The organism is Pseudomonas lundensis, assembly GCF_002269125.1.
GTDB lineage: Bacteria > Pseudomonadota > Gammaproteobacteria > Pseudomonadales > Pseudomonadaceae > Aquipseudomonas > Aquipseudomonas lundensis_A.
The window spans coordinates 227,439-241,292 of the sequence record NZ_NQKI01000002.1 but is presented as its reverse complement, the minus strand read 5'-3'; the positions used below and the strand labels follow the sequence as shown (position 1 = coordinate 241,292).

Sequence of the window (13,854 nt, the reverse complement as noted above, 5' to 3'; positions counted from 1 at the left end):
AAGACGAGAGGCTCATCAGAACCTCTCGTCTCAACCAAGCGTAGGCGCTGTAGGTGAGGCCGTCGAACCGGCCAGGTGCAATTCGTTAGTTTTTCTTGCCCAGATTGCCCAGGCCTCCGAGTACCCCACCCAAACCGCCCAAACCACCGGTTGCCGCACCGCCTTCAGCGGTGGTGCCGCCGTTCAACAGCCCCCCGACCGCACCCACCGTTGCGCCCACGGTATTGACCGTTTGACCGACTGCGCTCACGACTTGGTTGTTGCTGCCCGCATCCACTTTGACGCCAACACTGCTGACCGCGCCGCCGACCTGATTGAGCAAGCCACTGACCGGAGCACCCACACCTGTGGCGGCGCCAACGTTTTGCGTCACCGTCGTCACAGCGCTGGTGACCGGATTAAGCGCTGCGCCCACCGTGGTGGTGACCGCTGCCAGCGGGGCGCCCGCTGCATTATTCGCAACCCCGGTGCCGCCCAGCGCGCCGCCAACAGACGCCACGGTATTACCGATGGCATTGCCGTTGGCGCCTGCCGCATCCACCACACCACTGGTGCTACCACCAGCCAGGCCGGTGCTGACCCCGTTGACCACACCGCCCACAGTCTCCAGCAGGCCCGCCCCCCCGACACCCGGCAAACCGCCGATACCCCCGGTTCCGCTGCCTGTTCCCCCACCCGCAGCAGGCGCCGGATTTACATAACCGCCCGCTTTGTCAGTGGCACCGGCGACACCGTTGAGCACGCCACCTACCAAGCCGGTCACCGGATTGCCATTCCCTGTCCCCGCCACGTTGTCGCCCAGACCGCCGACGACGCCCCCTACCTTATTCAGCAGGCCATCTACAGGCGCACCGATTCCGGTCGCTGTTCCCACTTTGCCCGTGGTGTTCTCCACCAGTGAAATCACTGGCACCACCACTTTGTCATTCAGCCCGCCGGTCACTTTGCTCAACGGGCCCGTGGTGGCTGCACCGGTGAGGGTGTTGCCGATCATGGTGACCGTTGTGCCGACATTGCCGACCAAACCTCCCGTTGCATCCGTGACTTTATTGACCACCCCGCCGACCACAGGGATCTGGCTGATCGGTGTGTTGTCGATCAACGTACTGACACCTGTGCCGAGGGAGGTCACGCCCTTGCCGACATTGCTTACGGCATTGGTTGCGCCTGCCACAGTGATGCCCAGCGAGTCTTTATTGGTGCCCAACGAGCCAAGGCCATTGGTGACGCCATTGGTGACAGAGGTCACCGCGTTCCCGGTATTGGTCACCAGCCCGCCTGCCACACCGACCACCGGAACAGCGGCCAGAGAAGTGCCAATATCACTGACGGTCGTGCCCACGCCGCCGAGTGCTGCCCCCACCTGACCGACGACTTGACCGGTCACCAATGGGGTCGTGCCTGCGCCTGTGCCACCTCCGGTTCCACCACCTGTGCCACCGCCTGTGCCGCCACCGGTTCCACCACCCGTGCCGCCGCCTGTGCCGCCACCGGTTCCACCACCTGTGCCGCCGCCTGTGCCGCCACCGGTTCCACCACCCGTGCCGCCGCCTGTGCCGCCACCGGTTCCACCACCTGTACCGCCACCCGTGCCGCCGCCTGTGCCTCCATCTGTACCGCCACCGGTTCCACCATCAGTGCCGCCATCGCCGCCACCCGTGCTGCTATCAGGTGTGCTGGCCGCTACATGACTTTTAGACCCGCCACCACCGCTGTGGCAGCCACTGAGGCTGACAGTCATTACCAACAGTAGGGCAGTACTTGTTTTTAACCACAGTTGAGTATTCATGATTGAGTCCCTTGCACCTGCTTGCCTGAGTTCAAACGTTTCCTGATCTGTCGTCAGAAATACGTTTATCCGTGGCAGACATAACAACCCCGAGGGACGCTTTGAACAATTCACAACTTGGTATTAACCCCTTCTATAACAGGCGTTTCCTTGCCCTTTTGGGTTAATACTTTTGTCAGGGTGAGTGATTCAAAAATCGTTATTTATCAACACGCCGCATAGACACACTGCGGCCCTATCACCAACGTGATAAACACAATTAGCAGCGTTTTTTTTGCACTACGCAGTCGCTGACGGGCAGCGACTCGCCATTACTCCACCACGCTGAATTCGACGCGTGCGGTTTGACCGCCTTCGTCCAGTACGCTCAGCTCGTAGCGCCCGAGTTGTTCAAGGGCGGTGGTGAGTGCCTCCTGATGGGCGCTGTCCCCTAATGGCACACCATTGAGAAACCACCAACGACGCCCGTCGCCGCCCAACGCTGTCAAGGTGAGCCGCAGCGCTTGCACACTCGCCGCAGGCCTGCGCAACCGGTCGCCTTCGCGCACGCCGACAATCGACAACGGCGTGACCGAATGCAGCGCCGGTGGCGGGCACTCGACGGAGGCTGGCGGCAAGCGAGCGTCACGTCGTTCCGCCCGCGGTAACCAAGGCTCCAGCGGCGCGGGCCACAGGGCTACTTCTCGGGGGTGCGCGCCGGGGCATTGCGGCCCGACGCGCTCCCCTTGCGGGTTGACCCACATTTTTTCGCGCAGCCCCACGCCCAACGGCTGATCGGCCGCCAGCAAAGTCGGCGGCGTGGTGTGGTCCAGCGTCCAGGCAAAACGCTGGCGGCGGCAATTGGGATCGCCTTTGCTCAACGGCTGGCCCAACGGCCAACAAATTGCAGCCACACCTACATTGGCCGGCACTGCCTGCACCGGTGCAACGATGCCACGTTGGCTGTCGCGGTTACTCAGTACATCGTGCACTTGCAGCATCAGCGGTGCTGCCGAGGCCAGCCCGAACTGACCCGGCACCGGCGTGCCGTCCGGGCGCCCGATCCACACGCCAATCAGGTAACGCGGGCCTACGCCAATGGCCAGTGCATCGCGAAAGCCATAGCTGGTACCGGTCTTCCACGCCAGCGAGGGGCGTTGGACGAGTTCGGCGCGCGGGTCACGGTCAGGGCGTGCCTGACCACTCAGAATGCGCCGGATGACCCACGCCGAACCCGGCGACAGCAGGCGTCGCTCATGCAGCTCATCGTCAGGCTGCAAGCGTAAATTGGCACTTTTGCCGTCGCGGGCCAACGCGCTGTAGCCGCTGACCAAATCTTCCAGGCGGCTGCCCGCGCCACCCAGAATCAACGCCAGATTGGGTTCTGCCAGCGCGGGCAGCGTCAACGGCACGCCGCCGTTGCGCATATCTGCCGCGAACCGTTTCGGTCCATAAGCTTCAAGTAACTGCACCGCAGGCAAGTTGAGGGACATGGCCAGCGCGGCGCTGGCTGAGACCGGACCACTGAAGCCCATGGAGAAATTCCCCGGCCGGTAGTCGCCGTAGCGCCGGGGCACGTCTTGGAGCAGCGACTCGGAATGAATCAACCCGGCGTCCATCGCCATCCCGTACAAAAATGGCTTGAGCGTTGAGCCCGGCGAGCGCATGGCGCTGATCATGTCAACATGACCAAAGCGCCGTGCGTCGTTGATGTCCACCGACCCCAAATAGGCACGTACCGCCATGTTGTCGGTTTCTACCACCACGATGGCCGCCGAGGTGTGATCGGGCAAGCGCGCCCGCCAGCCCAACAACAGGTCTTCCAGACGACGCTGCAGGTTGGCGTCCAGCGTGGTACGTATCAACGGCGGGCTGTGGGGGCGATTCAAACGCCGCGCCAGCAAAGGGGCGAGGCTCGGTTCCAGGCGCGGCGCCAACAGCAGCGGCTCTTGCAAAGCATCGTCCACCACGGTGTGCGGCCACACATCGTACTCGGCCAGCCGCCGCAACACTTTGTCGCGCGCCACCTGCGCGCGCGCCGGGTGGCGGTCCGGGCGCAAACGGCTGGGGGCTTGCGGCAACACGGCCAGCAGCGCGGCCTCCGAAGGCGTGAGGTGTTGCGCAGACTTGCCCAAGTACGCCCAACTGGCAGCCGCCACCCCTTGCAAAGTGCCCCCGAACGGTGCGCGGTTAAGGTACAGGTTGAGGATTTGCTCCTTGGACAAATGCCATTCCAGCTGAGCCGTGCGCCACAGCTGGCGCAGCTTGCCGGGCAGCGTACGTGCATGCGGGTCAAGCAAGCGCGCCACCTGCATCGACAACGTACTGCCGCCCGACAACACGCGTCCGCCACTGAGGTTTTGCCAGGCCGCACGCGCCAGCGCCAGCGGATTAACACCGGGGTGATGGAAAAACCAGCGGTCTTCGTAGGTCAGCAAAGCGTCGAGGTAATAGGGCGACACCTCGTCGGTAGTCACCGGGTAACGCCACACGCCGTTGGCATCGGCAAAACGCCACAGCGGCGTGCCATCTTCGGCCAGCACCACGCGTGCCAGATCATCCTGGGGCAAGGGCAGCGGCCAGATCCTGTCGGCCAGCCACAGTGCGGCACACAGCAGCACAATAGCGACGAACAACCCGCGCAGGCATTTTTTAAGCCGCGATCCCATTAACATCCGCCCGTTACGCAACTTTGCGCCCTGACTGGTTGCCCAAGGGGTATCTCTGGCACAGTGGCCGTCTTCTTAATCGGAACATCCCCATGCACGTCGAAAGTTTTGTAGGAAATCTGGGCCTTTGGTTGGGCACGCTGGTTCGCTGGATCGTTGAAAGCCTGAGCGGTCTGTTCAATGCAATCACCCAGGCCGGCAGTAATTTCATTGATGGCATGGCCCGTGCGCTCGGCATGGATACCTCGATCGTCAGCATTGCGGTGCTGGTGATCGGCCTGCTGTTTTTGTACAACGCGGTGCGCGCCTTCATGCGGGCTTCCATCATCGGCGGCGTAATCTGGCTGTTGCTGGGGTTGTGGGTGTTGAGCTGGGTCATTAGCTGACACGCCACGAGGCTGCAGGGATGCCGTCGATGCCCCCTGCTCCAGCCTCGTGCCGCGTGTCAGCGGCGACCGGCCTTACCGGCCCTTGATCACCATGTCACCGGGCGTCTCGCCCACGGCTTGCCAGTTCGGGCGGTACATCGACTCCACTTGCGGCGGCGGCACGCGGTAGGTACCGGGTGTCACAGCCCGCGCCAGATACAGCAAGTGCGTAGTGCCGTAGCCGTCCAGATTCAACGCTGCCACATAACGGTCATCGCGGTATTCCTGATGTTGCACACCCGCGTTCTGCATGGATTCGCGCCATTGTTTGACCTGGCTACTGGCGTTCTCAAGGCTGGCCGCGCTTTGGCCCAGGTTCTGGTTTTCCAGCTCCAGCCCCGCTGGCAACAGGTCAACCACCAGGGCATCCGGCACCCGTTGCTTGGCCGTTACGGCCAAGTGCACCAGCACCAGATCGCCGCTCTGCAAGTTGTTCAGGTTCAGCGGTTCGCCGTTCATGCCCAGGTAATCACGGCGAATGCTCATGTTTTCGCCTCCCGCAGGCGGCGCTTGCTGTGGATACCCTGAAATCGTCAGCTGTTGGTACACCGGCACGCTGCCTTCATTGCGCAGGCTCAGGGGCGAAGCCAGCAATGGCCCTTCCAGCTTGAGACCCGGCTGAGCGTTGTTCAGCTCACGGGTTTCGCTGCCACTGGCCAGTTGCACGGCCCACGGTTGCTCTGGCTGGCTCAGCAAATCCCGACCGGCGAGGAACAGCGAATTGCGCTCCTGAGTCGACAGCCATTGGCTCGCGGCCAGTTGGTCGGCCAGCGCGAACACCCGCGCTTCGCGCTGGCCGCTCATCACGTTGTTCTCTTCGAGCAGTGCCAGAATCAGTGCCTGATCGCGCAGCGGACTGCCGTAGTCGCCCAGCCATTGATTGGGTTTGCGCGTCACGGCCAGACCGGCGACCAGCGCTTGATCGGCACGCGGCTGGTCACCCATCTTCTGCAAGGCAATCGACAACTGCACCAACGGCAAGCCGGAGCGCGCATCGCTGCGACGTTCGAACAGGCTGCGCAAAGCACCCAACGGCGCCTGCTGGCTGCGGGCCAGCACCAGCGCGGCGTACGCTTGCACGGCAAAACGGGTGTGATCGAGGTTTTCGCTGTAATCCGCCTCGATCAGGTTGCGTTCCTGGGTGTAGCGCAGCAGTCGCTCACTCGCCTTCTTCAGCGCTTCAGGGGGCACGGCATAGCCTTGATCGCGCGCGCGCAGCAAGAAGTCGGTGATGTATGCGGTCAGCCAGTACTCTTCCTGACCGTCTGCGCCCCACAGGCCGAAGCTGCCGTTGTACCGCTGCATGCCCAGCAGGCGCTCGATGCCCAGTTCAATTTTGCGTTTACGGTCGGCATCCGGCTCGCCTTCCAGTCCCAGACGCTTGAGCAAGGCGGCATCGGCATACAACGCCGGGTACAGACCGCTGGTGGTCTGCTCGGAACAGCCATACGGGTACGCCTTGAGCGCACGGATCTGCTCGCCAAGGTTCAACGGCGGACGGCTCGACAAGCTGAGCAAGGCTTCACGCCCGGCCGGTTCGAAGGCCTGCAGCCCGGCTTCTGGCAACGTCCATGGCTGATCGTTGAGCACGGCGCGGTAGTGCTTGAGCAACGCCGGGTAAGCCGGGCGCACACCCAGCGTCCATTCGCGGGTGAAAGGGGGCAGCGTCTCGCCGGGCAGGTTGAGACCATTGACGGTCACGCTCACCTTGCCGGTGCCATAGCCGCCCAGCGCTTTGACCGGCACCTGCAAGGTGCTGCGCTGACCGGGGCTGAGGGTGAGTTTTTGGCTGCTCAGACCTGACAGGCTCAGTTGGCCTTCGGCATTCAACTGCACCTCAAGGGTTTGTGGCGTGGCCGTCAGGTTGGACACGTCCAGCGCCAGCCGGGTCTCGTCACCCCCCGCCATGAAACGCGGTGCGGCCAGTTCGGCCACCAGCGGCGCGGCGACCACGGTTTTGGCTTGCGCCATGCCGTAGCGGTCGTCGGTCCAGGCTTGGGCCATCACGCGCAACTCGCCATTGAAGTCGGGGATGTCGAGGCTGACTTCACCTTCGCCCTGTTCGTTGAGGGTCACGGGCGCACTTTGCAGGGCAACGATGGTGACACTGGTGGCCGGGCGCTTGCCGCCCTTGGCCAGCCCTGCATCACCGCCAAAGGCCAGGCTGGCCAGGCGGCCTTGCCCGGCTTCAATCAGTTGCCCATAAATGTCCAATTGGTCAGCGCCATAGGCCTTGCGCCCGAACAGGCTCGCGTAAGGGTCTGGCGTCGGGTAATCCGTGATGTTCAACACCCCGACATCCACTGCTGCCAGCAGCACATGGGCGTGCTTGGGGACGCTGCCGTCAGCGTTTTTAGCCTGAACCTTGACCGTTAATGGCTGCTTGGGGCGCATGGTTTGCGGAGCATCGAGGGTCAGCGCCAGTTTGCGCTGCGTGCGGTCCAAGGGCAGATGCAGCACACCCACAGCACGCTTGGGCGTCACGTTGGCTTTGCGCTCGCCGGGACGAATCACCAGTGCGCTGACGTACAGGTCGTGGCGTGCCCAGCTCGGGTCGAGTTTGATCTCGAACGTTTTGCCCTCGGCCGGAACGTCGATTTCTTCCCACCACAGCGGACCGTCGCTGCCTTCGAGCAGCAGATAGCCTTTACCGGCGGCCGGAGGTGTCACCGTCACGTGCGCGGTTTCGCCATCGAGATAGGCGGCTTTATCCAACGCCAGCTTGACCTGATCGGGACGTACAGCGCCGCCTTCGGCATTGTCCTGCGCCTGATAACCCGCCCAGAAACGCAGGCTGCTGATCAAACCGGTTTTCGGGTCTTGCACTTCAACCCGATACGGACCCCACTCCACCGGAAAGCTGACCTTGGCCGTGCCACCTGCCTTGAGGTTCACGGTTTCTTCGCCCAGGTTCAGAAACTTCTCGTTGTAGTGATAGCTCCAGCCGTCGTTGTCCGAGTAGTTCCAGTAGTAGTCCCGACGCTCGCGCACCAACCGGACGGTGACGTTGTCAGCCGCCAGTTTGTTGCCCGCGTAATCGGCAATCAGCACCTCGAATTCAGCAGGGCCGTCGCCATCCGTTTCAGTGCCATCGAACAGACCGCGCAGCCCCGGCAGACGCTCGGCAGGCCACACCGGTTGCACCAGGCGACGGGTAATCGGGCGCCCGCCGGACTCTTGCAGGCTGGCTTGCACAATCAGTTGCAGCGGCGATTTGGCGTCGCTCCATTTGCTCTCCAGACGCAGGGTTTCTTCGCCCTGGGCGTTGAGCACGCTTTCATCCAGCTCAAAATCCTGAGTCAGTTCTTCTTCGGTCACCGAACCGAACTGATACCCTGGCAATGCTGTAACCGCTTCACGCAATGGACGCACATACACCTGCCCGCTCAAGCGGTTCCCGGCAGCCGGCGCGCCATACAAGTAGCGGCCGTTCACGTGAATGTCGGCGGTTTGATCGGGACGCAGCGGTGTATCACTGCCCTTGAGCTCCAGCGCCAGGCGTTCGGGCAAGAAGTCTTCCACCAAAAATTCATAGAGCTGCGGCTTGCCGTCACCCAGGTCGAACACCAGTTGCCAGCGACCGGTGGGGGCTTCGGCTGCCAGTTGCAGCGGGTATTGATAGAAGCCGGACGCGTCGGGCTCCCATACAAACTTGCGGCTGACCTGCTCGTCCGGACGACGGACTTCTACGCTGACCGGCTGCGGCTTGACCGGATTGCCATCACGGTCGCGCAGCAAGGCATTGAGCAGCACGGTCTCGCCGGGGCGGTACAGGTCGCGTGGGCCAAACACGAAGAATTGCAACGGATGCGCCTTCGGCCCGCCGATGTCGAACTCGGCCAGGTCGAGCGCCGCCGTATTCAAACGCAACAGACTGGTTTGATCGCCCTGACGCGCCAATAGCACCTCAGCCTTGGGCGGCAGGGCCAGCTCGGCATGACCGTCCTTGTCGGTCTTGCCCTGCGCCAGCATTTTGCCCTTGCCGTCGAGCAGTTCCAGCTCTACGTCGCCCAGCGTACTGCCGCCTTCGAGTGCCTGGGTGAACACATCCAGGCGTTTCTGATAACGGTGTACGGAAAGGCCAATGTCACTGAGGGTGAACAAGGTGGCCGGGGCTGAATAGTTGTAAGTGCCGGAGGCTTTCATCACCGCCAGGTACACACCCGGCTGCTGCAAAGGCTTGATACCGGAGGTTGGCAGGATCACGGTTTCACGCGTGTTGCGTGCCGGATTCAGGTCAAACCGGGCGCCGTACACCAGATCGGCCATGCCCAGCAGGTCTTTGGCTTCGTAGCTTTGCAGGCTGCTGTTGCGGCCCCACTGGCTAAGGAATGCAGGCAACGACTGGGGTTTGACGCGGAAAAACTCCACATCGACTTTATCGACATTGAGCGCGATGACAGGCAAGCCTTCAGCCAACCGTGTCGGCAGCAACGTGCCGCGACTGGCAAAACCGACCGTGGGTTGCAGGTCACGGGTTTCAAGACGGCTGACATACTCGGCGGCCAGTTTGGCATCGTTGACCGCGCGCAGGCCGGGGTCGACGGTGAGGATCAGTTTGCGTTGCGGCTCAAGGTGACGCAGGCGCAGTTCCATCAGGTTGTCGGAAAGCTCCCAGGCACCATCGACCTTGCCGGATTTGGCATCCACCAGATGCAGTTTTTCGGCAAAGGACTGATCCGGGTCCAGTGGCACCGAAAAACTCACGGACAGGGTGCTGGCACCGTCCACTTGCACTTCGGAGACATCCACCACACTCAACTCGCGCCCTGCGTAGCGTTGCGCGAGGGCTTTGACATCCTGCACTGGCTTGGCCGCTTGCGTGCCGACCGCCGCCGACGGCGCAGGAGGGCTGGCGGTAGAGGAAGCATCACAAGCGCTGAGCAGCGCCAGTGCGCAGGCCAGGAACAGTCCTTTGTTAAGCATGGTGTACTCGTTGGCTAGGCAATGAAGGGCACGACTATATAACAAATACCCCGGCCCCTCACCCCGCTGGGTATAGGCCGCGTCAGCTACAATGCCGCTCCCTCAAGGAGCCTGCATGTCGTCTTCCCTACTTGCTGACTGGCGCGACCGCCTCACCCATCGACGGGTGTGGGCGCTGGCGGCGCCGATGATTTTGTCCAATATTTCCGTTCCACTGGTGGCGCTGGTCGACAGTACGGTCATCGGCCACCTGCCCCACGCGCATCAGTTGGGCGCCGTAGCCGTGGGCGCCAGCCTATATGTGTTTCTGGCCTGGATGATGGGCTTTTTGCGCATGGGCACCACCGGTTTCGCGGCCCAAACTGCAGGGCGGGCCGATGGCACGGCGCTGCGCCAGATTCTGTTACAGGGTTTGCTGCTCAGTGTGCTCCTCTCGCTATTTTTAGGGGCAATCGCACTGCCATTCAGCAGCCTTGCCCTGACCGTGATGCAGCCCTCCCCCGCGTTGCACGCGCTGACGCTGGATTTCTTCTATACCCGCCTGTTTGGCCTGCCCGGCGCATTGGCCACCTATGCGCTGGTGGGCTGGTTCCTCGGCACGCAAAACGCCCGGGCCCCGCTGGGGATTTTGCTCACCACCAACCTGGTGAATATCGCGCTCAACCTCTGGTTTGTCCTGGGGCTGGACTGGGGCGTGGTCGGGTCGGCCCGTGCCTCGGTGATTGCCGAGTGGAGCGGCGCTCTGCTCGGGCTGTGGCTGACACGCGGCGCGCTGCGGCACTTTCCGGGCAAGGTGGTGTGGCAGGCGTTACGCGTGTGGCAAAACTGGAAGCCGTTGCTGGGGGTCAACCGCGACATTTTCATCCGCAGCCTGATGCTGCAATCGGTGTTTTTCCTCATTACCTTGCAAGGTGCGCGGCTGGGCGATGCCACCGTGGCGGCCAACGCACTGCTGCTCAACGGCTTACTGCTGGCGGCCCATGCGCTCGACGGCCTGGCCCATGCCGTGGAGGCCCTGTGCGGTCACGCCATCGGCGCCAGGGACCGCACGGCCTTGCGCCGTTCAATGGTGGTCGCCAGTGGCTGGTCGCTGATCGCCAGCGCAGGTTTTGCGGTGTTGTTTCTGTTTGGCGGGCACCTGTTTATCACGGTGCAAACTGACATCCCGAGCGTGCGCGAAACAGCCTTTCAATACGTGCCGTATCTGGCGCTGCTGCCGTTGATTGCCGTGTGGAGTTACCTGCTGGACGGGCTCTTTATTGGCGCCACGCGCGCCCGCGAAATGCGTAATGCCATGGTCATCAGCGTCATCATCGCCCTGCCTGTCGCGTGGGCGATGCAAGGCTTCGGCAACCACGGGCTGTGGATAAGTTTCCTGTTGTTCATGGTGCTGCGCAGTCTGACGCTGGCGGGGTATGCATGGGGGATGCAGCGCAGGGATCAGTGGTTCAACCCCAACACCTGAACCGGAGGGGGGATTGTGCGCGCATAAAAAACGCCGCCCGAGGGCGGCGTTTTTATCTGGCTTGGAACGGTTTACGAAGACAGGTACGAGGAACGGGTCAGGCCCAGACGCAGGGCGTCGAGGTACTGGGCGCGTTCTTTGACGCTGATGTTGGCGCTGGCCACTTTGTCGCGGTAGTGGTTCATCAGTTCTTCAGGCGACAAGTGCACGTAGCGCAGCATGTCTTCGATGGTGTCGTGGGTCTCGATACCGGCGTGGTACACGCTGCCGTCTGCCTTCTGGTAGATGTTCACCGAGTCGGTATCACCGAACAGGTTGTGCATGTCACCCAGAATCTCCTGATAGGCCCCCACCAAGAAGATGCCCAGCAAGTAATCTTCGCCTTCGTTGAGGCTGTGAACCGGCAGGCTGGTTTCGATGCTCTGCTCGTCGACGTATTGCTTGATCTTGCCGTCGGAGTCGCAGGTCAGGTCTTGCAGCACGGCGCGGCGCAGCGGCTCTTCGTTCAGGCGGTGCAGCGGCAGGATCGGCAATACCTGGCCGATTGCCCATGTGTCCGGCAGGCTCTGGAACACCGAGAAGTTGCAGATGTACTTGTCGGCCAGCTTGTCGTTGAGTTCGTCCAGCACCTGACGGTGCGAACGCTGACGCGCTTTGAGCGAGTTGTGCAGGCGACGGCACACGGCAAAGTAGCATTGCTCGGCCAGGGCTTTTTCGGCCAGGCTGATTTTGCCATCGGCATACTGGGCAGCCACGTCGCTCATGTAGTGGGTGGCGCGCCAGTAGGTTTCGGTCACCATCTCGATGTCGGTCGGGCCCAGCAGGTCGATCAGCCACTGCACGGTTTCGGGCAGGCTTTCTTTGTTCTCGATCACCGGCACGTCGTCGTTGTGTTTCTCGACGTCGGTCACTTGCACCACCAGCATGGCGTGGTGCGCGGTCAACGAGCGGCCGCTCTCGGAGAAAATGTGCGGGTGCGGCAAGCTCTGCGCATCGCAGAACTCTTTGAGCATGCCCACCACCACACCGGCGTAATCGTCCATGTCGTAGTTGATCGAGCTGGCGTTGCGCGAGTGCGTGCCGTCGTAGTCAACGCCCAGACCGCCGCCCACATCAATGTGGTCAACCGGCAGACCGAGGTTGCGCAGTTCGCCGTAATAGCGAATCGCCTCTTTGAAGCCGTGCTGGTAATCAGCCAGGTTGGCGATCTGCGAACCCATGTGGAAGTGCAGCAGGCGGATGCCTTGGTCCAGACCCGCCGTGCGGAAACGCTCGACCACCGACAGCAACTGTGCCGCCGACAGACCAAACTTGGATTTCTCGCCGCCGGTGTCTGCCCACTTGCTCGATGCCAGGGACGACAGGCGCACGCGCAGGCCGACCTGCGGCTTGACCTTGAGCGATGCTGCTTCTTCGATGACTAGGTCCACTTCGGATTCTTTTTCGATCACGATGAACACGTTATGGCCCAGCTTCTGGCCCATCAGCGCCAGACGGATGAACTCGCGGTCCTTGTAACCGTTGCAGACGATGGTGCCGCCTTTCGGGGCCAGCGCCAGCACGGCCAGCAGCTCAGGCTTGGAACCGGCTTCAAGGCCGATTGACACGTCCTGGGTGGCGATGATGTTTTCAATCACGGCCTCTTGCTGGTTGACCTTGATCGGGTACAGCGCGGTGTACTGGCTCTGGTATTCCAGACGCGCGATGTTGGCATCGAAAGCGCCGGTCAGCTGGCGTACACGGTCTTGCAGGATATCGGGAAAGCGCACCAGCAACGGCAAGGACAGACCGCTGCTTTTGCGCAACTCGTCAACTTGCTCGTACAGGTCGATGGGCGAGCTGTTCGGGCCGTTCGGACGTACTTCTACGCGACCGGCTTCATTGATCGCGAAATATCCGGCCCCCCAATGGCGAATCCCATAAACGCTGCGGCTGTCCGCAACTGTCCATTGGCTGCCATCGTCTTTGCGTGTGCGTCGTACGGACATCGAAGTCCCCTATATATAAGTCAAATAGCCCAACCTGAAACCAGGCTGGCGCAGTCTAAGGCGTGAAAGTGACGATTCGTCTGTGCAAGGTAGACCCTGGCAACAGCGCGGAGTTTAGAAACCCGTCATAACAGGCTCTGTGAAAACCATGGCCGCGCAACACCTGTCAGCCCGGCAGGGCAACAGGCGCGCTCAACGGTGGCTTTCACAGAGGCTGCTAACCGCCGGACTTTTTGGCCTTGAACCCATGCTTGACCAGTTCGGCCAGCAGTAGGTCGACGTGATCGCCCTGGATCTCGATGATGCCGTCTTTCAACGCACCACCGGTGCCACAACGTTTTTTCAACGTGGTGGCCAGCTCCTTGAGCGCGTCTTCAGCCAGCGGCACACCGGTGATGGTGGTCACGGTCTTGCCGCCACGGCCTTTGCTTTCGCGGCGCACGCGAGCGATGCCGTCACCGTCGGGGATGCGGGTCTGTTTGCAGGTACAGGCGTCCACCGGCTGGCGACAGTCCGGACAGTGACGACCTGCGTCGGTGGAAAATACCAGGCCACCAAGGGCGGCGAAGGATGCGGCTTTTTTGGCCACCGGCAATCCTCTAGATGGAGG

General features: G+C 62.2%; 7 protein-coding genes. 2 read left to right on the top strand and 5 right to left on the bottom strand.

What is annotated here, in order from left to right; all coding sequences use genetic code 11:
* Positions 1-85: 85 nt before the first annotated feature.
* Positions 86-1,789, bottom strand: coding sequence for a collagen-like triple helix repeat-containing protein (locus CJF39_RS02710; protein WP_094992050.1), 1,704 nt, complete (start codon positions 1,787-1,789; stop codon positions 86-88).
* Positions 1,790-2,100: 311 nt separating this feature from the next.
* Positions 2,101-4,437: a peptidoglycan glycosyltransferase PbpC gene (gene pbpC / locus CJF39_RS02705; protein WP_094992049.1), complete on the bottom strand. Its 2,337-nt coding sequence runs from the start codon at positions 4,435-4,437 to the stop codon at positions 2,101-2,103.
* Positions 4,438-4,529: 92 nt separating this feature from the next.
* On the opposite strand from pbpC, the gene CJF39_RS02700 reads away from it, so the two are divergent.
* Complete coding sequence (locus CJF39_RS02700; RefSeq protein ID WP_094992048.1) at positions 4,530-4,823, top strand: hypothetical protein; 294 nt, start codon at positions 4,530-4,532, stop codon at positions 4,821-4,823.
* Between the two features lie 75 nt (positions 4,824-4,898).
* On the opposite strand, the gene CJF39_RS02695 is transcribed toward CJF39_RS02700, so the two are convergent.
* Complete coding sequence (locus CJF39_RS02695; protein WP_094992047.1) at positions 4,899-9,791, bottom strand: alpha-2-macroglobulin family protein; 4,893 nt, start codon at positions 9,789-9,791, stop codon at positions 4,899-4,901.
* A gap of 115 nt (positions 9,792-9,906) precedes the next feature.
* On the opposite strand from CJF39_RS02695, the gene CJF39_RS02690 reads away from it, so the two are divergent.
* Positions 9,907-11,256 carry an MATE family efflux transporter gene (locus CJF39_RS02690; protein ID WP_094992046.1) on the top strand — a complete coding sequence of 450 codons (1,350 nt, stop codon included), beginning with the start codon at positions 9,907-9,909 and terminating at the stop codon, positions 11,254-11,256.
* A 71-nt stretch (positions 11,257-11,327) separates the two neighbouring features.
* Here CJF39_RS02690 and speA read toward each other — a convergent pair whose 3' ends face one another.
* Positions 11,328-13,244, bottom strand: coding sequence for an arginine decarboxylase (speA, locus tag CJF39_RS02685; RefSeq protein WP_094992045.1), 1,917 nt, complete (start codon positions 13,242-13,244; stop codon positions 11,328-11,330).
* Between the two features lie 217 nt (positions 13,245-13,461).
* Positions 13,462-13,833 carry a translation initiation factor Sui1 gene (locus CJF39_RS02680; protein ID WP_094992044.1) on the bottom strand — a complete coding sequence of 124 codons (372 nt, stop codon included), beginning with the start codon at positions 13,831-13,833 and terminating at the stop codon, positions 13,462-13,464.
* Between the last annotated feature and the right edge of the window lie 21 nt (positions 13,834-13,854).